The sequence below is a fragment of the Novosphingobium kunmingense genome, assembly GCF_002813245.1.
GTDB lineage: Bacteria > Pseudomonadota > Alphaproteobacteria > Sphingomonadales > Sphingomonadaceae > Novosphingobium > Novosphingobium kunmingense.
The window spans coordinates 129,971-149,676 of sequence record NZ_PHUF01000005.1; the positions used below are offsets into that span (position 1 = coordinate 129,971).

Sequence of the window (19,706 nt, forward strand, 5' to 3'; positions counted from 1 at the left end):
AATCAGATGTTGCGGCCCTCGCCGGCCAGGAATGCTTCGTAACTGCGGGCGATGCCCTCTTTCAGGCCGACCTTGGGCGTCCAGCCCAGCGCCGCCAGCTTCGATCCGTCCATGAGCTTGCGCGGCGTGCCGTCGGGCTTGCTCGGGTCGGTGACGATCTCGCCGTCATGGCCCAGCACGGCCATCACCGTGCGGGCAAGGTCGATGATCGCGATGTCCTTGCCCGAGCCCACGTTGATGTGCCCGTCGTCCGAATAGTGCTGCATCAGGTGGATGCAGGCGTCGGCGCAATCGTCGACATAGAGGAACTCGCGCAGCGGCGATCCGGTGCCCCAGATCTCGACCGGAGTGCCGGCCAGCCTGGCCTCGTGCACCTTGCGGATCAGCGCGGGCAGGACATGGCTTCCTTCGGGATCGAAGTTGTCGCCGGGTCCGAACAGGTTGGTCGGCATGGCGCTGATGTAATCGCAGCCGTATTGCTTGCGGTAGGCCTGGGCGAGCTTGATCCCGGCGATCTTGGCTATGGCATACCATTCGTTGGTCGGCTCGAGCGGGCCGGTCAGCAGCGCCTCCTCGGTGATCGGCTGGGCGGCATGCTTGGGGTAGATGCACGAAGAACCGAGGAACAGCAGCTTTTCGACCCCGATCTGCTCGGCCCCGGTGAACACCGCGGTCTCGATCAGCAGGTTGTCGCGCAGGAAATCGACCGGTTGGCTGTCGTTGGCAAGGATTCCGCCGACCCTGGCGGCCGCGAGGAACACCGCCTGGGGACGGTTGTTGTGCATCCAGCCGAGGACGGCGCGCTGATCGGTGAGGTCCAGCGTATCGCGCCCGACCGTCAGCACGTCGCACTGCCATTCGGCGAGGCGGCGCACGATTGCCGAGCCGACCATACCCTTGTGCCCGGCCACCCAGACGCGCTTGCCGGCCAGCGGATAGAGCGGTGCGGCTGCACTCATGCCGATTGCCCGGCCCCGGCGCCGGCGCGGACCAGGGCAAGGTCGGCCTCGACCATCTCGCGAGCCAGGTCGCGCACCGGTGTGCGGTGCTCCCATCCCAGCTTCTGCCTTGCCTTGGCCGGATCGCCGATCAGCAGATCGACCTCGGTCGGGCGGAAATAGCGCGGGTCGATCGCGACACGCAGCGCGCCGGTCTTGCGGCAGCGGCCTTCTTCGTCCGCGCCCGAACCCCTCCAGTCGAGCGCGATGCCGGCGTCTTCGAAGGCCCATTCGACGAACTGGCGCACGCGCGTCGTCTCGCCCGTCGCCAGGACGTAGTCGTCGCCCTCGTCCTGCTGCAGCATCAGCCACATCCCTTCGGCGTATTCGCGGGCGTGGCCCCAGTCGCGCTGCGCGTCGAGATTGCCGAGGTAGAGCACGTCCTGCTTGCCCTCGGCGATCGCGGCGGCGGCGCGGGTGATCTTGCGGGTGACGAAGGTTTCCCCGCGCAGCGGGCTTTCGTGGTTGAACAGGATTCCGTTCGAGGCGTGGATGCCATAGGCCTCGCGGTAGTTGACCGTGATCCAGTAGGCATAGAGCTTGGCCGCGGCATAGGGGCTGCGCGGATAGAACGGCGTCGTCTCGCGCTGCGGCACTTGCTGGACCAGGCCGTAAAGCTCGCTGGTCGAGGCCTGGTAGAACCGCGTCTTCTTCTCCAGGCCAAGGATGCGGATCGCCTCAAGCAGGCGAAGCGTGCCGATCCCGTCGGCGTTGGCCGTGTATTCTGGGGTCTCGAAGCTAACCTGGACATGGCTTTGCGCGGCCAGGTTGTAGATTTCGTCGGGCTGGGTTTCCTGGACGATGCGGATCAAGTTGGTGGCGTCGGTGAGGTCGCCGTAATGCAGCGTCAACTTGGGGTCGGGATCGTGCGGATCCTGGTAGATTTCGTCGATCCGACCGGTGTTGAACGAGGACGAACGCCGCTTGATCCCGTGGACGCGGTAGCCCTTGGCGAGCAGCAGGCGGGCGAGATAGGCGCCATCCTGGCCGGTAACGCCCGTGATCAGGGCGGTCTTCTGGGTCACGGCGTCTGGTCCTTTTGCTGTGCGGTCTTGTCGGGATAGAGCTGGATGATCCGCGCCATGGCGGCGCGAACCGGGGCATGGGCGCCTTCCGCCGTCTTGCCCAGCCGGACGACCACAAGGCCCTTCGACGGTGCCACCGCGACGAACTGGCCAAGGTGGCCGTTCATCGAGAAAGTCGATCGCGGCGCGCCGGGCCATTGCACATCATCGTCCCCTGCCTGCGGGCGGTTGAGCCACACGTGCGCGCCATAGCCCGGATTGCGCGGGCTGGGCCGAACCATGAAGTCGATCCAGGTCGTCGGAACCAGCTGCGCACCCTTGATCGCGCCGCGGTTGCGCAGGAACTCGCCAAAGCGGGCCCAGTCGCGCGCGGTTGCGTGCATCAGGCTGCCCCCCAGCAGGGTGCCCGCAGCGTCGAATTCGGGAACGATGCTGGTCATGCCGATCGGGTCGAACAGTCGGGTGCGCAGGTAGTCCTGAACCACGCGGCGGCGCTCGGCCGGCGCGGCGGAGGTGGTCAGCGCCCGAGCGGCAAGGTCTGACAGGATGATGGACGTCGCGCTCGAATATTCGAACCGGGCGCCGGGTTCGGCTTCCAGCGGCTGGGCCTCGGCATAGGCGGCGGTGTCGTCGCGCCCATCGAGAAACAGCATGCGCGCCGTGTCGGTGGCAAAGGGTTCGCCCTCCGCCTCGACATGGCGCAGGCCCGAACGCATCTGCAGCAACTGGCGCAGGGTAATCTCGCCGCGTGGATCGCCGGGGCGCTGCCAGGCGGGCACGGGCGCGGTCTCATCCAGCCGCAGGCGGCCGTCCGACACCAGCATGCCGATCATCACCGCCGTCACCGTCTTGGCCATCGACCAGGAAATGAAGCGCGTGTTCTCGTGATAGCCCGGCGCATAGCGTTCGGCCACGATGCGGCCGTCCTTCATCACGATGACGGCGCGGGTTTCGGCGGCATCGGGCGCGGTGAACAGCGCATCGACCGCACGGGCCAGCCTTTCGCGGCCGATCCCGGGCCGCTCGGCCACGGCCTCCAGCGCCGCCGGTGACAGCGGCGGGGGCGGGGACGGCGCGTCGCTGCGCGAACAGCCGATCAGGGCTGGCAGCAGGATGACGGGAAGGATAAGGGGCAGGCGACGCGATCCCATGGCGCGCATCACTTGCCCAAAGGCCCTTGAATGGCAACCGTTAACCCCGCCGATCCCAACCGCATGTTCAAAGGGCGTCGCCGCCTGCGCCGTTTGCTGTGGCTAGCCGCGATCGCGCTGGCCGCTGCGCTGGCCTGGTTCTGGCAGCCGCTCAACGGCTATGCCCGGGTCGGGACGGCCTATGGCGCGCGAGTGGCCTGCTCGTGCCGTTATGAAGGCGGGCGCAGCCTCGCGGATTGCCGCAAGGATTTCGAGGACGGAATGGAGCTGATCACCCTGAGCGAGGACAGCGCCGCCAAGACGGTCACTGCCCGCTTCCCGATCCTGGCCAGCGATTCGGCAAGCTATGTCGAGGGCGAGGGTTGCCGGCTCAAGCCGTGGCCGCGCTGAGCGCCTTTGCCGCCGGCACGGTCGAGGCTATCCAGCCGCCGCCGACGACGCGGTCTCCGGCATAGAGTACCGCCGCCTGGCCCGGCGCGACGCCGTATTCGGGTTGGGCGAAATGGATAGCGGTTGCCGCCCCGCCGCCCAGCGGCCCTTCCAGGGCGATCGGCACCGGTTTTGCCAGCGATCGGACCTTGGCGGTCAGCGGCCCGGCGGGCAGCGGACCGATGCGGTTGGTGTCGACGATCCCGGCCCCGACCACCCCAAGCAGGCGGCGCGGACCGACCAGCACGCGGTGCTCCGCCGCGTCGATCCCGGTCACGTAGAGCGGTTCGGGCTGGCCGCCGATCTCCAGGCCGCGACGCTGGCCGACGGTGAAGTGGATGATCCCGGCGTGGCTGCCCAGCACCGCGCCCGTTTCGGCGTGGACGATCGCGCCGGGCCGGACGCCATCGGGGCGAACCGCGCGCACGATCCGGGCATAGTCGCCATCGGGCACGAAGCAGATGTCCTGGCTGTCGGGCTTGGCCGCCACGCGCAGGCCCTCGGCCTCGGCAATGGCGCGCACGCTGGACTTGGGCAGGCCGCCCAGCGGAAAGCGCAGGAAATCGAGCTGGGCTTCCGTGGTCCCGTAAAGGAAATAGGACTGGTCTCGCGCCGGATCGAGCGCGCGGTGCAGTTCAGGCCCGGCGGCGCCCATCATTCGGCGCACGTAGTGCCCGGTCGCCAGGCAATCGGCGCCGAGGTCGCGCGCCATGGCGAGCAGGTCGGTGAACTTGGGCCCCATGTTGCAGCGGATGCAGGGAATCGGCGTGCGTCCGGCGAGGTAATCGTCGGCGAACTGTTCGACCACCTCGTCGCGAAAGGCGCTTTCGTGGTCGATGACGTGGTGCGCGATGCCCAGGCGGTCGGCCACGGCCCGCGCATCGCGGATGTCGTCGCCGGCGCAGCAGGCGCCCTTGCGGCCGCTCGACGGGCCGGAATCGTAGAGCTGCAGGGTAATGCCGATGGTCTCGGCGCCGCTGCGCGCGGCGAGCGCGGCCACCACCGAGCTATCGACCCCGCCCGACATGGCCACGACGATGCGCTTGCCTGCAAGGCTGGCGTTCATCTGGAACAGGTCGGCAGAATCGGCGGGGGAAAGCGTGTGCGACATGGCGCGCCGCCCATACACGCGCCGGGCGGCAAAGGCCAATCCTGCAAACCACGGCCCGGCCGCAGTGCGGTGGCAGGCTTCGGTAAGCTTTATGACCGGCTGGTAAAAAGCGGCTTTACCCGATCTTGACCGATGGCCTGATAAGCCACCGCACATGGAACTTGGAATCGAACTGATGAACGGCCTGCGCAGCGGCCGTGCCGGAACGCCGGGCGCTGCTAGCCCGGTCGACTGGCCTGCGCTGCAGACGCGCCTGGTTGCCGGCCACTGCGCCCGCCAGGCGCTGATTCGCGGCGAGTCGCTGCCGCATCTGCGCAGCGGGGCCTTTGCACCCTGGGCCGAAGCAGGTGCAGGCGCGGAATGGGGTGCACCGGTCGTTAACCCAATTGATTTAGCAGTTTGCAAAGGAGCCGAGGGCAAGGGGGGCTTTGTCGCCCAACCCGTCGCACGCGGCGACCGAGGATAACGATGATCGAAAACCAGAAGATACGACCCGCGATGGTGATCGGCCCGCTTGGCGAGCCGCTGACGATCGAATCGCTGCCGTCGCCCGACACCACCCGCTGGGTCGTGCGGCGCAAGGCCGAAGTCGTTGCTGCCGTCAACGGCGGCCTGCTCACGATCGACGAAGTGTGCGAGCGTTATGGCCTGACTCTGGAGGAGTTCGCCTCGTGGCAGCGGGCGGTCGACCGTTCGGGAATGCAAGGCTTGCGCGTCACGCGCCTGCAGCACTACCGCGACCTTTACGAGCGCCAGCTCAAGTACTGAGCGCTCTGGGTCAAATCACCCTTTCGCGAACGGCCGGCCGGGCATAGTCTCGGCCGGCCGTTTCCGTTGGCGCAGCCTGCGCCGAGGTTCGGCGAAGAAAAAGAGGGGAGAGTTCGCATGATCAACATCATAATCGCCTTGGTCGTGGGCGGCATCATCGGCTGGCTGGCGAGCATGGTCATGAACCGCGACGCGTCGATGGGCATGGTCGCCAACGTGATAGTCGGTTGCCTTGGTTCCATCCTCGGCCGGTTCCTGCTCGGCGGACTGCTCGGCGGCGGGCACCTGCGCGGAGACGCCTTCGATCCGATGACCCTGCTCACCGCGTTCCTCGGGGCGGTCATCCTGCTGGCCATCGTGAACCTCGTCCGTCGCGGCCGCGTGCGCTAGAGGCGCAACGCCGTTCAACGATGGGTTTCGGCCGTCTGCCGAGGCCCATATTGCAACGCAGCAGCCCGGTGCCTAGTGCGCCGGGCTGTTGTGCTATATCCTGCACGAGCCCTTCCCGGCTTGCGGAAGGTGATTTAGTTGTGTAATACAGCTGCTTCGGCCGGCGGGCGAAATGGCAACTGCCAATCTACAGAAGGCGCTTTCGGTAATGAACTACGACACCCGGATCACTCCCGAGGGGACCATCATCACCGACGACGGCAACCCCCTGCTCGAAGATGAAGAAAGCGCGCGTCGCAGCCGCCGGCGGCTGATCATCGGTGCCGTTGCGGTGCTGGCGATCATCATCGCGATCTGGTTTTTGAGCCGTGGCGGCGCCGCGGACGACGCCGCTGCGCCCAAGACGCAGGTTCCGGTGGTGACCGTCGTGTCGCCCGGCCGCGGCTCGGTTGCCGGGCAGATCAACGCCACCGGCACGCTGGCCGCGCGCCGCGCGCTGCCGGTCGGCATTCCGGGCGAAGGCGGACAGGTGGTCCGCGTGCTGGTCGAACCGGGCCAGTGGGTCGGGCAAGGCCAGGTCCTGGCCGTGATCGACCGGTCGGTCCAGGTCCAGCAACAGGCGAGCCAGGCCGCGCAGATCCAGGTTGCCCGCGCCAACGCCGATCTGGCCGAAGCGAACTACCAGCGCGCGCTGCGGCTGGTCGACCGCGGCTTCATTTCGAAGGCCGACGTCGATCGCCTGCGTGCAACGCGCGATTCCGCCAATGCCCAGGTCCGCGTCGCCGGCGCCCAGCTCGGTGTGCTGCAGGCGCAGTCCGCCCGGCTCAACGTCGTTGCGCCGGCGGCCGGGCTCGTCCTCGAACGCCGGGTCGAACCGGGCCAGGTCGTCAGCGCCGGATCCGGCGTCCTGTTCTCGATCGCCAAGGGCGGCGAGATGGAACTGCTTGCCCAGGTCGGCGAAGTCGATCTGGCCAAGCTGTCGACCGGCGTTGCGGTCAATGTCACGCCGGTCGGTTCGGACCGCACCTTCGCTGGCCAGGTCTGGCAGGTTTCCCCGATCATCGACGCGCAGTCGCGCCAGGGCACGGCCCGTGTTGCGCTCGCCTATGCGCCCGAACTGCGCCCGGGCGGCTTTGCCAGCGCGGTGATCAACGCCGGGTCGGTGGTCGCACCGCTGCTGCCCGAATCGGCGATCCTGACCGACGAGAAAGGCCGTTACGTCTATATCGTCGATGCCGCCAACAAGGTGCAGCGCCGCGCGGTCAAGACCGGGCTGGTGACCGAAAACGGCATTGCCGTGATCGAAGGTCTCAACGGCACCGAGCGGGTCGTGCTGCGCGCCGGCGGCTTCCTCAACCCCGGCGATGCGGTCAAGCCGCAGACCGCCGCGGCGAACTGAGGGGCGGCCGCCGTGAACTTCCGCAACATCTCCGCCTGGTCGATTCGCAACCCGATCATCCCGATCGTGCTGTTCTTCGGCCTGCTGCTGGCCGGGATGGTCTCGTTCAGCCAGATGGACGTGAACGACAACCCGGACGTCGATTTTCCCGCGGTCAACGTATCGATCTCGCAGCCGGGCGCGGCCCCGCGCGAAATCGAGACCCAGATCACCCAGAAGGTCGAAGCGGCGCTGCGTTCGATCAACGGCGTCGACGAGATCCAGTCTACCGCCAGCGAAGGGTCGAGCCAGACCTTCGTGCAGTTCACGATCGGCACCAACACGATCGAGGCGACCAGCGACGTGCGCAACGCGATCGACCAGATCCGCGGCAGCCTGCCCGACGGGATTCTCGAACCGCAGGTGACCAAGGTCGACATCGGCGGAAACGGCCCGATCGGCTATTTTGCCGTCAGCGCCGACGACATGACGATGGAGCAGCTCAGCTGGTACATCGACGATACCGTCTCCAAGCGGCTGCTCAGCGTTACCGGCATGGCTGCCGTCGAACGCGCCGGCGGCGTGGACCGCGAAATCCGCGTCGTGCTTGATCCCGCGCGAATGCAATCGCTGGGCGTGACCGCAAGCCAGGTCAACGCCGCGCTGCGCCAGACCAACGTCGATGCGGCCGGCGGCCGCGCCGAAATCGCCGGAACCCGCCAGTCGGTCCGCGTCCTTGGCAATGCCGACGATGCCTTCGCGCTGTCGCAGACCCAGGTTGCCTTGAGCGGCGGCCGCACGGTGCGGCTGAGCGAAGTCGCCGACGTGGCAGATGGCTATTCGGAACAGACCTCAATCGCCAAGATGGGCGGGCGCCAGGTCGTCACCTTCAGCATCGAACGCGCCAAGGGCGCTTCGGATGTCACTGTCTATGACGGCGCGATCGCCGAGATCCGGAAGCTGGAGAAGGAAAACCCCGGCATCCACTTCACCCAGCTCTACACCAGCGTCAAATACACCAAGGACCAGTACAAGAGCTCGATCGAAGCGATGATCGAAGGCGCGGTGCTGGCGATCATCGTTGTGTTCTTCTTCCTGCGCGACTGGCGCGCCACGATCATCAGCGCCATCGCGATCCCGCTCTCGGCGATCCCGACCTTCTGGTTCATGAGCCTGATGGGCTTCAACCTCAATTCGCTGTCGCTGCTGGCGCTGAGCCTCGTGGCCGGCGTCCTCGTCGACGACGCGATCGTGGAGATCGAGAACATCGTGCGCCACATGCGCATGGGCAAGTCCGCTTACCAGGCCTCGATCGACGCGGCGGACGAAATCGGCCTCGCCGTGGTCGCCACCACCATGTGCATCGTCGCGGTGTTCCTGCCGGTCGGCCTGATGCCGGGCATCTCGGGCCAGTTCTTCAAGAACTTCGGCTTGACCATCGTCGCCGCCGTGCTGGTTTCGCTGGCCGTCGCACGCATGATCACGCCGATGGTCGCGGCCTATTTCCTCAAGGCCCACGGCGAGGAAAGCCACGGCGAAGGCCGCTTGATGGACGTTTACACCCGGGTTCTGGCCTGGACGCTCGACACCTCGAAGGCCGAAGCGATCCGCGCCCGCACCGAAGCGGCCCCATTCCGCTGGCCGTACCTGCTGTTCGTCGCTCTGCTGATCGTCGTCTCGGTCGCGGCGGCCTTTGCCGTGCAGGCCGGGATCGGCATGGTCCTTGGTTCGATCGAGGTTCCTGCCTTGGTCCGCGTTCCGCTGGTCCTGGTGGCCATGGTGCTTGCCGGTTATGCCGCTGGGGCCGTGGTCAGCCGCATCGCCCTTGCCACGCAGGGCGGACTTGCGCGCTGGCACACTTATTTCAAGACGCGCGTCGGCGCCCGCATCAAGGGTGACCACCGGGTCTGGGCCTTCTTCGCGGGCATCCTCGCGCTGGTCGTCACGCTGGCCATGCTGACCAACATGCCGCAGCAATTCCAGCCGACGATCAACGACGATTCCAGCCGCGTGAACATCGAGGCCGTGCCGGGAACGACGATCGAGCAGACGCTCGTCATCGCCGACAAGGTCGAGGCGATCCTCCAGAAGCAGCCCGAGGTCGAACGCGTGATGGAGCGCGTCCGCGAAGGCAACGCGCGCCTGTTCATCACTCTCAAGGAAGAGCGCGAAACAACGTCTATCGAATTCGAGCGCCGTGTGGCACCGGTGCTGGCCGCCATTCCCGATGCCCGGGTCACCTTCGCGTCGCAGTCTGGCGGTTTCGGGACCGGTCGCGACATCTCGGTGATGCTGTCGGGCAGCGATCCCGACCAGCTTCAGCAGACCGCGCAGACTTTGGCCGACCAGATGCAGGGAGTGACCGGTGTGGTCGCGCCGCGGATCGCCGCCGACATGAAGCGGCCCGAACTGGTGATCATCCCCCGGATGGATCTGGCCGCGCAGCTTGGCGTTACCACTGCTTCGCTGAGCCAGGCGATCCGCATCGCGACCATGGGCGAGATCGATCAGAACGCCGCGAAGTTCTCGCTGAGCGACCGGCAGGTGCCGATCCGCGTGATTCTGCCGCGTGAATCGCGCCGCGATATCGCAACGATCGAGAACCTTCCCGTTCCCACGTCCGCCGGGGGATCGGTGCCGCTCAGCCGCGTGGCCGAAATCACTTTCGGAGCAGGGCCGACGCAGATCCAGCGCTACAACCAGTCGCGCCGCATTTTCGTCGGGGCCGATCTTGCGCCCGGCGCGGTCAAGGGGCCGGTCATGGAGAAGATCCAGGCCCTGCCGATCATGAAGAACCTGCCTCAGGGCGTGTCGAACGCCCCGGTCGGCGATGAAAAGTGGCAGGGCGAAATGATCATGAACTTTGCCGTCGCCGTGGTGTCGGGCATCCTGCTCGTCTTCGCGGTGCTGGTGCTGCTCTACCACCGCTTCGTCTCGCCGCTGGTCAACATGACCTCGCTGCTGCTCGCGCCGCTGGGCGGCCTGCTTGCCCTCGCGCTGGTCGGCCAGCCGATCTCGATGCCGGTCTACATCGGCCTGCTCATGCTGCTGGGCATCGTCGCCAAGAACTCGATCCTGCTGATCGACTTCGCGATCGAGGAGATGGCCCGCGGCGTACCCAAGCTGCAGGCGATCAAGGATGCCGGCCACAAGCGCGCCCAGCCGATCGTGATGACCACCGTGGCGATGACCGCCGGCATGGTCCCGACGGCCCTGTCGCTGTCGGGCGACGGCGCCTGGCGCCAGCCGATGGGTATCGTCGTGATGGGCGGTCTGGTCGTGTCGACCCTGTTGACGCTGATCATCGTCCCTGCCGGGTTCAGCCTTGCCGATGGCCTCGAAAAACGCGTCGGGCCGTGGCTGCGCACGCGCCTGCTGACCTATCAGCCGGGCGATGACGGCAAGGCGCCCGTTCCGGTGGCTGGCCAAGCAGGCAATTCCGGTCCATTACCCGCCGAGTGACGCAAGCCGATCTGACGCGGTCCCAGCCGCCTGCATTGCCGCTGCCGCCGCCACTCGTCGACCGGGCACGGCGGATGCGGATTATCGCCACCAGCCTGCTTGCCGCCATGGGCGGGGTCTATCTCCTGGCGCGGCACTTCCTGCCAGTTCATCCGGTCATGGGCTATGTGCTTGCCTTTGCCGAGGCGGGCATGGTCGGCGGCATGGCCGACTGGTTTGCGGTCACCGCGCTGTTCCGCCGGCCGCTGGGCCTGCCGATCCCGCACACCGCGATCATTCCCGAAAACAAGGATCGCATCGCCGATACGATGGCGACGTTCCTGCGCGAGTATTTCCTGACCCCGCAGGTCGTCGCGCGGCGGCTGGCCGGCATGAACCTTGCCGGGGCGGCCGGGACCTGGCTCGCCGATCCCGGCACCGGCGGCGGCAGCTCGCGGCTCGGCACGGGTGCGGCCGAACTCGGCGCGCAGCTGCTCGAATCGCTCGATCCCGAACGTCTCGGGGTTCAGGTGCGCGGCGGTCTCGTCCGCCAGCTCGGCAAGCTCGACGTGGCACCCCTGCTCGGCCAGCTCCTCACCGCGGCAATCGCCGACCGCCGGCACTTGCCGGTGATCGACGGGCTGGTGCGCTGGGCCGGGCTTACGATCGAGGACAACGAGGACCTGATCCGAAAGCTCGTCCACGACCGCGCGAACAGCGTGCTGCGCTGGACCGGCCTTGACGAACGGCTGGCCAGTTCGGTGATCGACGGCCTCTACAAGCTGCTCGCCGAAGTCATGGTCGACCCCGATCATCCGCTGCGTTCCAAGATCGAGGAAGGACTCGCCACGCTGGCCGATCGCCTGCTCAACGATCCCGAGATGGGTGCCCAGGTCGAGCGGCTCAAGGCCGAAATCCTTGCCAACCCGGCTGTTGCCGAATGGTGGCAGGGGGTGTGGGAACGGATCCGCCTTGGCCTGATCAAGCGCCTGCGCGAGCCCGGCGGGGCCTTCGACGGCCAGTTTGCCGATGCGCTGGCCGAACTGGGTGCCACGCTGCGTGACGATCCCGCGCTACAGGCCCAGATCAACCGCTTTGCCCGCCGCACCCTGGTGGGCGTGGCCAGCCGTTATGGTGATCAGATCGTGCGTCTGGTTTCGGAAACGGTGCGGCGCTGGGACGCGCAGACCGTGACCGACCGGATCGAGGGTGCGGTCGGCCGCGACCTGCAGTTCATCCGCATCAACGGCACCCTGGTTGGCGGATTGGTCGGGGTGGCGATCCATGCCATCGACCAGCTGCTGTGAGCGCGCGGCCGATCCTTTCGACCGACCGTTTCGACCTGTGGCAGCCCCAGGTCGGCGATCACCGGGGCGTTGCCGCCATGCTCGACGATCCGGAAACGACGCGTCACCTCGGCGCCATGGCCGCGACCCACAGCGATGCCTTCGCCCGCCTGCTGCGCAACGCGGGTAGCTGGGCGCTTTACGGCTACGGTACGTTCATCGTCCGGTCGAAAGGCGATGAACGCATAGTGGGGTCCTGCGGCGTGTTCCGCAGCTTTCGCGGCTTCGGTGCCGAAGTCGGGATGGATGACGTGCCTGAAGCCGGGTGGATCCTGCACCGCGAGCTGTGGGGCAAGGGCGCCGCCCAGGAAGTGATGCGTGCCGTGCTCGGCTGGTTCGAGGAAGTCCACGGGCAGCAGCGCATTGCCTGCATGATATCGGAAGGCAATGATGCCTCGGTAAGGGTGGCACAGGCCCTCGGTTTCGTACCGTGCGGCACGCACGTTCCGGAAGGCCAACACGGCACACTGCTGCTGTTCGAACGATCGACCCTTTGACCGCACACGTCGACGGGTCGCATCACGCCCAATTTATGCGCTCATCCCTGCTTTCCGCTCCAATCGCTTTTGTCTGCGTAGTCGCAGGCCGCAATCAATGTGCCAGGCGACTCCTTGGGATTAACGGCGCGGCGCGCTGATGCGGTGAGAGGCGCGAAGAAGCCTGAGTTGGGAGTCAGTCGATCCAAATCGGCAGCGGGAGCGCGGCCGCCAATTGGCAAGAAAGAGGTGAAACAGCTTGGCGGCTTTACCAGCATCGCCCGCGATAACGGAATGGAGCCAATGCGGCCAAGCAAGTGCCTGAGTCGTCTCTGCCGAGGTTGGCCGAGCGGCATCTGCCGCTCGGCCGTTGTTCTCGTCGTACGCACCGGGCAGCGGAAGCACGCTGCTGAGGGGTGCCGCTTGCCGCCCAAAGAGCGCTTACAGTTTGCCGGTCAGCTCCGGCACCAGGTTGAACAGGTCGCCGACCAGGCCGATGTCGGCGACCTGGAAGATCGGGGCGTCCTCGTCCTTGTTGATGGCGATGATGGTCTTGCTGTCCTTCATCCCCGCAAGGTGCTGGATCGCGCCCGAGATGCCGACCGCGATGTAGACTTCCGGCGCGACGATCTTGCCGGTCTGGCCGACCTGGTAGTCGTTGGGCACATAGCCCGCGTCGACCGCGGCGCGGCTGGCGCCGACTCCGGCGTTCAGCTTGTCGGCCAGCGGGAAGATGATCTGCTGGAAGGTATCTGCGTCCTTGAGGGCGCGGCCGCCCGAGACGATGATCTTGGCACTGGTCAGTTCGGGGCGCTCGCTCTTTGCGAGTTCGCTGCCGACGAAGCTGCTGGTGCCAGCATCGCCGGGGCCCGCAACGGCTTCGACCGTGCCCGAGCCGCCCGTCGGGGCGGCCTTGGCAAAGGCGGTGCCGCGCACGGTGATCACCAGCTTGGGATCGCTCGATTCGACGGTGGCGATGGCGTTGCCGGCGTAAATCGGGCGGGTAAAGGTCTTGGGGCCTTCGACCGACAGGATGTCCGACACCTGCATGACGTCGAGCAGGGCGGCGACGCGCGGCGCCACGTTCTTGCCGGTGGTGGTGGCCGGCGCGAGGAACGCGTCGTGGTGGCCCATCAGGTCCGCGATCAGCGGCGCGACGTTTTCGGCCAGCGCATTGGCATAGGCCGGATCGTCGGCCAGGTGGACCTTGCCCACGCCCGCGATCTTGGCGGCTTCATCGGCCACGGCGGCGCAGCCCGAGCCGGCCACCAGCAGGTGCACTTCGCCAAGCTGCGAAGCGGCGGTGACGACGGCCAGGGTGGCATCCTTGACCGAGGCGTTGTCGTGTTCGACCCAAACGAGCGTCTTGGCCATTACGCTACTCCCATTTCCTTGAGCTTGGCGACGAGGGCGTCCACGTCGGCCACCTTGATCCCGGCCGAACGGACGGCGGGTTCGCTGACCTTGAGGGTCTTGAGGCGCGGCGCGACATCGACGCCGTAATCGGCCGGCGCCTTGGTGACGAGCGGCTTGGACTTGGCCTTCATGATGTTGGGCAGCGAGGCATAGCGCGGCTCGTTGAGGCGCAGGTCGGTGGTGACCACCGCGGGCAGGGCCAGCTTGACCGTTTCCAGACCGCCGTCGATTTCGCGCTTCACGACGACCGCATCGCCTTCGACGCTGACTTCGTTGGCAAAGGTGCCCTGCGGGCGGCCCATCAGCGCGGCGACCATCTGGCCGACCTGGTTCGAATCGTCGTCGATCGCCTGCTTGCCGGTGATGATCAGCTGGGCGGCTTCTTCCTCGGCCACGCCCTTGACGATCTTGGCAACGGCCAGCGGTTCAACCTCCACGCCGTCGTCGACCTGGACCAGTACGGCGCGGTCGGCGCCCATGGCCAGCGCGGTGCGCAGCGTTTCCTGCGCCTTGGCCGGACCGACCGACAGGGCGACGATTTCGGTGACCACGCCCTTTTCCTTGAGGCGGATGGCTTCTTCGACGGCGATTTCGTCGAAGGGGTTCATGCTCATCTTGACGTTGGCAAGATCGACACCGGTGCCGTCGGCCTTGACCCGCGGCTTCACGTTGTAGTCGATCACGCGCTTTACGCAGACCAGGGCTTTCATGTGGTTCAAGCCTTTCCCAGTGAATTGACGCCGCAGCGCCTAGTTTACGTTTACGGAAACGTCAACCCATCTTCAAGCGATCGGTTAAATGCGTTTGCGCTGCTGCCTTTGCCCTGCATTCGTATGGGGTCAAGTGGCGAATGGGGCATCCTGATCCTTGCGGCGGGGCAAGGGGCCGGTCCGATCCGGTTCGGACGGGCCCCTCGGTCGATATCGGGTGCGCTCAGGCGGCCTTGCGCACCTCGGCGACGATCTTCTTGGCGGCATCGCCCAGATCGGCGGCCGAGACGATCGGCAGGCCCGAGGTTTCGAGGATTTCCTTGCCCTGGGCAACATTGGTGCCCTCGAGGCGGACCACCAGCGGCACCGACAGGTTCACTTCCTTGGCCGCGGCGACGATGCCTTCGGCGATGATGTCGCACTTCATGATTCCGCCGAAGATGTTGACCAGGATGCCCTTCACCGCCGGGTCCTTGAGGATGATCTTGAAGGCCGCGGTGACCTTCTCCTTGTTGGCGCCGCCGCCCACGTCGAGGAAGTTGGCCGGAAACTCGCCATTCAGCTTGATGATGTCCATCGTCGCCATGGCCAGGCCCGCGCCGTTGACCATGCAGCCGATGTTGCCGTCCAGTTTGATGTAGGCAAGGTCGTACTTCGAGGCTTCGATCTCGGCCGGGTCCTCCTCGGTCTCGTCGCGCAGCGCCATGACGTCGGGGTGGCGGTAGAGCGCGTTCGAATCGAAACTCATCTTGGTGTCGAGGACCATCAGCTTGCCGTCGCATTCGGCCAGCGGGTTGATTTCGATCATCGCGCAGTCGAGCGCGACAAACGCATCGTAAAGCTGCTTGCCAAGGACCTGGGCCTGCTTGGCAAGGTCGCCCTTCAGCTTGAGGCCGAAGGCCAGCGCGCGGCCATGGTGGGGCATGAAGCCCTGCGCCGGATCGATGGTGATGGTGGCGATCTTTTCCGGCGTGTCGTGGGCGACGTCCTCGATGCTCATGCCGCCTTCGGTCGAGGCGATCATGGCGATGCGGCCGGTCGCGCGGTCGACCAGCATCGACAGGTAGTATTCCTTGCCGATGTCGACCCCGTCGGTGATGTAGAGGCGGTTGACCTGCTTGCCGGCATCGCCGGTCTGGATCGTCACCAGCGTGTTGCCGAGCATGTCCTTGGCGTGGGCTTCGACTTCCTCGAGGCTCTTGGCAAGGCGCACGCCGCCCTTCGAACCGGGGGCGAGTTCCTTGAAGGTGCCCTTGCCGCGGCCGCCGGCATGGATCTGCGACTTCACCACGTAGAGCGGCCCGGGCAGCTGCTTGGCGGCTTCGACCGCTTCCGCTACGCTCATCGCCGCAATCCCCTTGGGAATGGCGATACCGAACTTCGCGAGCAGTTCCTTGGCCTGGTATTCGTGGATGTTCATCGACAGTCTCCTAAGGGGGGAGGAAGGGCCGTGCCGGCCTTGCAGACGCGCTGCGCCTAAGCACAGTGCGGGAGCGATGAAAAGGCCTCGAAAGGGGGCGAACGATAGAAATATGAACGCCAGTTGCGAACGATTTGCAACAACTGCCTTTTGCCGTGACGGAGTCCGCGTTTGATCGACCGGGCGCGTCTTGAGGCGATCGTGCGCGAGGCCGGACGAATCGCGCTCGCCCGCTGGCCCGGCCATGGCCATGCGCTCGAGAGCTGGGAAAAGCAGCCCGGCAGCCCGGTGTGCGAGGCCGACATGGCGGTCGACGCCTTTCTGAAGCGTGAGCTGAAGGCCCTGCTGCCTTCCGCAGGCTGGCTTTCTGAAGAGACGGTGGATGCGCCTGAGCGGCTGGAAGGCGGGTTGCTGTGGCTGGTCGATCCGGTCGATGGCACCCGCGATTTCATCCGCGGCCGGGCGGGCTGGGCAGTGTCCGTCGCGCTGATCAATACCGGCCGGCCGCTGATCGGCATGCTGGCGGCGCCGGCGCGGGACGAATTCTGGCTAGCCGAAGCCGGCAAGGGGGCCTGGCGCAACGCGCTTCCCCTCGTCGCCAGCCGCCGCGCCGAACTGGCCGGGGCGCGGGTCCCGGCGGAATCGCTGCCCAGGTCCGAACTGCCGCTAACCAAGGTCGACCAGCCCAATTCGATCGCCCTGCGCATGGCCATGGTCGCCGCGGACGAGGCCGACATGGTCGCGACCCTGCGCTGGGGTTTCGAATGGGACATCGGCGCCGCCGCGCTGATCGCGCGTGAAGCCGGGGCCGCGGTGACCGATGTGTTCGGCCAGGCGCTCAACTTCAACAAGCGCGATCCGCGCGCCTTCGGTGTGCTCGCCACCTCGCCCGCGATCCACGCCGATGCGGTGGCCTGGCTCGCGTCGCGCGCCAAGGAGCTGTCGCAATAGGAAAGGGCCCCGCTTCCACAGGGGAGGCGGGGCCCTCAGGCCGTCAGCCAGTGCAGGCGGTTACTGGGCGGCCTTGGCCGCGGCAACGTCTTCCTGGGTGATCGGCACGATCTTGATTTCGACGCGGCGGTTCAGCGGTTCCGCCACGTTGTCGCGGGTCTGGACCTTCAACTGGGTTTCGCCGTAGCCGTACCAGCGGATGCGCGCTGCCGGCACGCCCTTGCTGATCAGGTAGTTGGCGACCGCACGGGCGCGGTTTTCGGACAGCACCTGGTTGGACGAGGTCGAACCGACGGTGTCGGTGTGGCCGTAAACGTCGATCAGGCTGTTGGGATACGTGATCAGCGAGGCCGCGACCTTGTCGAGCGTCGCCTGGAAGCTGGACGAAATCGCATAGCTGCCGGTGGCGAAGGTCACGCCGTCGGGCAGGTTGACGAGAATCGCCTGGCCACCGTCGGTTTCGGACACGTCGACGCCCGATCCGGCGGTCTGTTCCTTCAGTTCCTTGATCTGCTTGTCCATCTGGTAGCCGACCGCGGCACCGGCCACGCCGCCCACGCCGGCGCCGATGATGCGCCCGGTCTTGCCGCCGATCAGGCCGCCAAGCAGCGCACCGGCCACGACGCCGCCCACGCCGCCGATGGCGGTCCGCGAAACCTTGCGTTCCCCGGTGTTCGGGTCGGTGACGCAGGCCGATGTGAACAGTAGAGCGGAAGCGGCGACGCCCGAAACGAGCCAACGCGATTTGATCATGATACTGCCTTCCCTTGGTTGTGTTCTATAGTGCTCATATAGCGCAAAGCCGACTTGACCGGCAATGAATGCACCGCGCACCCGAACGATCTGGTTGCGAAGCACAAAACGCGCGCCCTTCGCCTTTGTTCCGCTTTCTGCTAGCGGTGGGGCGTGACTCCCTTTCCCTGGACCGACGTCCTCATCATTCTCGGCCTCATCATGCTCAACGGTTTGTTCGCGATGAGCGAACTGGCCATCGTGTCCGCGCGCCCGGCGCGGCTCAAGCTGGCCGCTGAAAAGGGCAGCCACGGGGCGAAGACGGCGCTCGCGCTCGCCGGCGATCCGGGCAAGCTGCTATCGACCGCGCAGATCGGCATCACCCTGATCGGGATCATCGCCGGTGCCTATTCGGGTGCCAGCCTGGGCGGGCCGATCGGCGAACGGCTGCAGGCGATCGGCGTGCCCCAGCGTTATGCCCCCGAAGCCGGCTTCGCCATTGCCATCGCGGCGACAACCTATTTCAGCCTTGTCGTCGGCGAACTGGTGCCCAAGCAGATCGCGCTGCGCATGGCCGAACTGATCGCCACCCTGGCCGCGCCGCCGATGTTCCTGTTGAGCCGGATGACCGCGCCGCTGGTCTGGCTGCTCGACAAGTCGTCGTCGTTCCTGCTGTCGCTGACCGGCCTGACCAAGCGCGGCGAACATTCGTTGACCGCCGACGAATTGCAGATGGTCTTTGCCGAGGCGACCCGGTCGGGCGTGATCGAGGAGGACGAGCGCCAGATCATGACCGGCATCATGCGGCTTGCCGACCGCCCGGTGCGCGAGGTGATGACCCCGCGCACCGAACTCGACACGATCGACCGCAAGGCCAGCGAGGAGGAGGTCCGCGCTGCGATCAAGGCCAGCCCCCATTCGCTGCTGCCGGTCGCCGACGGTTCGCCCGACAACATCGTCGGCGTGATCAAGGTCAAGGACGTGCTGGCCGTACTGCTCGCGGGCAAGCGGCTCCAGATCGGCCGCCTGCTAAAGAAGGCGGAGATCGTGCCCGACCAGCTCGACGCGATGGACGCTCTCAAGATGCTGCAGCTGTCGGACGTGTCGATGGCACTGGTCCACGACGAATACGGGCACCTCGAAGGCGTGGTGACCCCGGCCGACCTGCTATCCGCGATCGTCGGGACCTTCGCCAGCCACCAGGACGAGGGCGATTCGCCGCTGCTGGTCGAGCGCGAGGACGGCAGCCTGCTGGTCTCGGGCGCGCTGCCGGCCGATGCCTTGGCCGACCGCCTCGGTATCGAGCTGCCTGAATCGCGCGACTATGCGACTGCGGCGGGCTTTGTCCTGTCGGTGATGAAGCGCCTGCCGAGCGAGGGCGAACACTTCGTCGAACAGGACTGGCGGTTCGAGGTGGTCGACATGGATGGGCGCAAGATCGACAAGCTGCTCGTCTGCGAATGCACCAAGGCCCAGAAGCCAGCCGCCGGGACCGAATAGCAGAAGGGCCCGCCGCGGCGAGCCCTCTACTACGCTGCAATCAGGCCCGGATCAGCTTCCGGCGGACACCTGCGCTTCGCGACCGTCGCCCTGCGGCGCGGCGATAATGTCGCGAGTGACGCTACCCTTGTTGACCGTGGCGGTCGACGGATCGCCCACGGTCGAACGGATCGACGGCGCGGCAATGCCGGCGCGGGCGTTGACCCCGGCCTCGACGGCGCTGCGGTCGGCCTGCGGGCCGAACAGCGCTTCCTGGGCTTGCTGCGCGGTCGACGAATCCACCGGACGCGGCGCGCCGGGGGCCGGCGGGGTCAGCGCGAAGTCGGGCGGGACGACCAGCGGGGCCTGGCGCTGGACGGCGAATTCGTCGGGACGCGAACGGTTGAACAGGCCGCCCGAGCCGCAGGCCGATACCAGCAGCGAAGCGCCGACCAGGCTCAGAAGGGCGATCGATTTACGCATGA

At 66.7% G+C, this 19,706-nt stretch carries 19 protein-coding genes; 10 read left to right on the forward strand and 9 right to left on the reverse strand.

Annotated features, from left to right (window positions below):
* Nucleotides 1-2: 2 nt before the first annotated feature.
* The 3 genes from B0I00_RS13385 to B0I00_RS13395 are packed head-to-tail and all read right to left on the reverse strand — an operon-like array spanning nucleotide 3 to nucleotide 3,174.
* A complete protein-coding gene (locus B0I00_RS13385; RefSeq protein WP_100867919.1) occupies nucleotides 3-959 on the reverse strand; it encodes a GDP-L-fucose synthase family protein in 957 nt (318 codons plus the stop codon).
* On the reverse strand, nucleotides 956-2,023 hold the full coding sequence (gene gmd, locus B0I00_RS13390) for a GDP-mannose 4,6-dehydratase (protein WP_100867920.1): 1,068 nt from the start codon (nucleotides 2,021-2,023) through the stop codon (nucleotides 956-958). Before gmd ends, B0I00_RS13385 begins: the two co-directional genes overlap by 4 nt.
* The gene (locus B0I00_RS13395) at nucleotides 2,020-3,174 is read right to left on the reverse strand and encodes a serine hydrolase domain-containing protein (protein WP_100867921.1); all 1,155 of its coding nucleotides are present in this window, start codon (nucleotides 3,172-3,174) and stop codon (nucleotides 2,020-2,022) included. Before B0I00_RS13395 ends, gmd begins: the two co-directional genes overlap by 4 nt.
* Nucleotides 3,175-3,204: 30 nt before the next feature.
* Here B0I00_RS13395 and B0I00_RS13400 point away from each other — a divergent pair, with 30 nt between their 5' ends.
* On the forward strand, nucleotides 3,205-3,564 hold the full coding sequence (locus tag B0I00_RS13400; RefSeq protein WP_232730244.1) for a hypothetical protein: 360 nt from the start codon (nucleotides 3,205-3,207) through the stop codon (nucleotides 3,562-3,564).
* Here the strand turns inward: B0I00_RS13400 and mnmA are convergent.
* The gene (mnmA, locus tag B0I00_RS13405; protein WP_100867922.1) at nucleotides 3,545-4,714 is read right to left on the reverse strand and encodes a tRNA 2-thiouridine(34) synthase MnmA; all 1,170 of its coding nucleotides are present in this window, start codon (nucleotides 4,712-4,714) and stop codon (nucleotides 3,545-3,547) included. The two genes, B0I00_RS13400 and mnmA, sit on opposite strands and share 20 nt — an antisense overlap.
* Before the next feature lie 154 nt (nucleotides 4,715-4,868).
* On the opposite strand from mnmA, the gene B0I00_RS13410 reads away from it, so the two are divergent.
* From B0I00_RS13410 to B0I00_RS13440, 7 genes are all read left to right on the forward strand, one after another.
* Nucleotides 4,869-5,180 (forward strand): hypothetical protein, encoded by a 312-nt coding sequence (locus tag B0I00_RS13410; RefSeq protein ID WP_100867923.1) that lies wholly within the window; start codon nucleotides 4,869-4,871, stop codon nucleotides 5,178-5,180.
* Nucleotides 5,181-5,182: 2 nt separating this feature from the next.
* Nucleotides 5,183-5,482 (forward strand): CtrA inhibitor SciP, encoded by a 300-nt coding sequence (sciP, locus tag B0I00_RS13415; protein WP_100867924.1) that lies wholly within the window; start codon nucleotides 5,183-5,185, stop codon nucleotides 5,480-5,482.
* A gap of 117 nt (nucleotides 5,483-5,599) precedes the next feature.
* Entirely contained in the window at nucleotides 5,600-5,872 is a 273-nt protein-coding gene (locus B0I00_RS13420; RefSeq protein WP_198519251.1) for a GlsB/YeaQ/YmgE family stress response membrane protein, read from the forward strand.
* A gap of 208 nt (nucleotides 5,873-6,080) precedes the next feature.
* Nucleotides 6,081-7,271 (forward strand): efflux RND transporter periplasmic adaptor subunit, encoded by a 1,191-nt coding sequence (locus tag B0I00_RS13425; protein WP_100868152.1) that lies wholly within the window; start codon nucleotides 6,081-6,083, stop codon nucleotides 7,269-7,271.
* 12 nt (nucleotides 7,272-7,283) lie between these two features.
* Nucleotides 7,284-10,712 carry an efflux RND transporter permease subunit gene (locus B0I00_RS13430; protein WP_100867925.1) on the forward strand — a complete coding sequence of 1,143 codons (3,429 nt, stop codon included), beginning with the start codon at nucleotides 7,284-7,286 and terminating at the stop codon, nucleotides 10,710-10,712.
* A 74-nt stretch (nucleotides 10,713-10,786) separates the two neighbouring features.
* On the forward strand, nucleotides 10,787-11,998 hold the full coding sequence (locus B0I00_RS13435) for a DUF445 domain-containing protein (RefSeq protein ID WP_100867926.1): 1,212 nt from the start codon (nucleotides 10,787-10,789) through the stop codon (nucleotides 11,996-11,998).
* Nucleotides 11,995-12,534, forward strand: a complete 540-nt coding sequence (locus B0I00_RS13440; RefSeq protein ID WP_100867927.1) for a GNAT family N-acetyltransferase — start codon at nucleotides 11,995-11,997, stop codon at nucleotides 12,532-12,534. Before B0I00_RS13435 ends, B0I00_RS13440 begins: the two co-directional genes overlap by 4 nt.
* A gap of 420 nt (nucleotides 12,535-12,954) precedes the next feature.
* On the opposite strand, the gene B0I00_RS13445 is transcribed toward B0I00_RS13440, so the two are convergent.
* The 3 genes from B0I00_RS13445 to sucC all read right to left on the reverse strand — a co-directional run bounded on the left by B0I00_RS13445 (nucleotide 12,955) and on the right by sucC (nucleotide 16,059).
* Complete coding sequence (locus B0I00_RS13445) at nucleotides 12,955-13,887, reverse strand: electron transfer flavoprotein subunit alpha/FixB family protein (RefSeq protein WP_100867928.1); 933 nt, start codon at nucleotides 13,885-13,887, stop codon at nucleotides 12,955-12,957.
* A complete protein-coding gene (locus tag B0I00_RS13450) occupies nucleotides 13,887-14,639 on the reverse strand; it encodes an electron transfer flavoprotein subunit beta/FixA family protein (protein ID WP_100867929.1) in 753 nt (250 codons plus the stop codon). The genes B0I00_RS13445 and B0I00_RS13450 overlap by 1 nt, the downstream gene beginning before the upstream one ends.
* A gap of 223 nt (nucleotides 14,640-14,862) precedes the next feature.
* Nucleotides 14,863-16,059 (reverse strand): ADP-forming succinate--CoA ligase subunit beta, encoded by a 1,197-nt coding sequence (gene sucC / locus B0I00_RS13455; RefSeq protein ID WP_100867930.1) that lies wholly within the window; start codon nucleotides 16,057-16,059, stop codon nucleotides 14,863-14,865.
* Nucleotides 16,060-16,230: 171 nt separating this feature from the next.
* On the opposite strand from sucC, the gene B0I00_RS13460 reads away from it, so the two are divergent.
* Nucleotides 16,231-17,010, forward strand: a complete 780-nt coding sequence (locus B0I00_RS13460; protein ID WP_100867931.1) for a 3'(2'),5'-bisphosphate nucleotidase CysQ — start codon at nucleotides 16,231-16,233, stop codon at nucleotides 17,008-17,010.
* Between the two features lie 60 nt (nucleotides 17,011-17,070).
* Here the strand turns inward: B0I00_RS13460 and B0I00_RS13465 are convergent, their stop codons facing one another.
* A complete protein-coding gene (locus B0I00_RS13465) occupies nucleotides 17,071-17,763 on the reverse strand; it encodes an OmpA family protein (protein ID WP_100867932.1) in 693 nt (230 codons plus the stop codon).
* A 153-nt stretch (nucleotides 17,764-17,916) separates the two neighbouring features.
* Here B0I00_RS13465 and B0I00_RS13470 point away from each other — a divergent pair, with 153 nt between their 5' ends.
* On the forward strand, nucleotides 17,917-19,242 hold the full coding sequence (locus tag B0I00_RS13470) for a hemolysin family protein (protein WP_100867933.1): 1,326 nt from the start codon (nucleotides 17,917-17,919) through the stop codon (nucleotides 19,240-19,242).
* 51 nt (nucleotides 19,243-19,293) lie between these two features.
* On the opposite strand, the gene B0I00_RS13475 is transcribed toward B0I00_RS13470, so the two are convergent.
* On the reverse strand, nucleotides 19,294-19,704 hold the full coding sequence (locus tag B0I00_RS13475) for a DUF3035 domain-containing protein (protein ID WP_100867934.1): 411 nt from the start codon (nucleotides 19,702-19,704) through the stop codon (nucleotides 19,294-19,296).
* Nucleotides 19,705-19,706 lie beyond the last annotated feature (2 nt).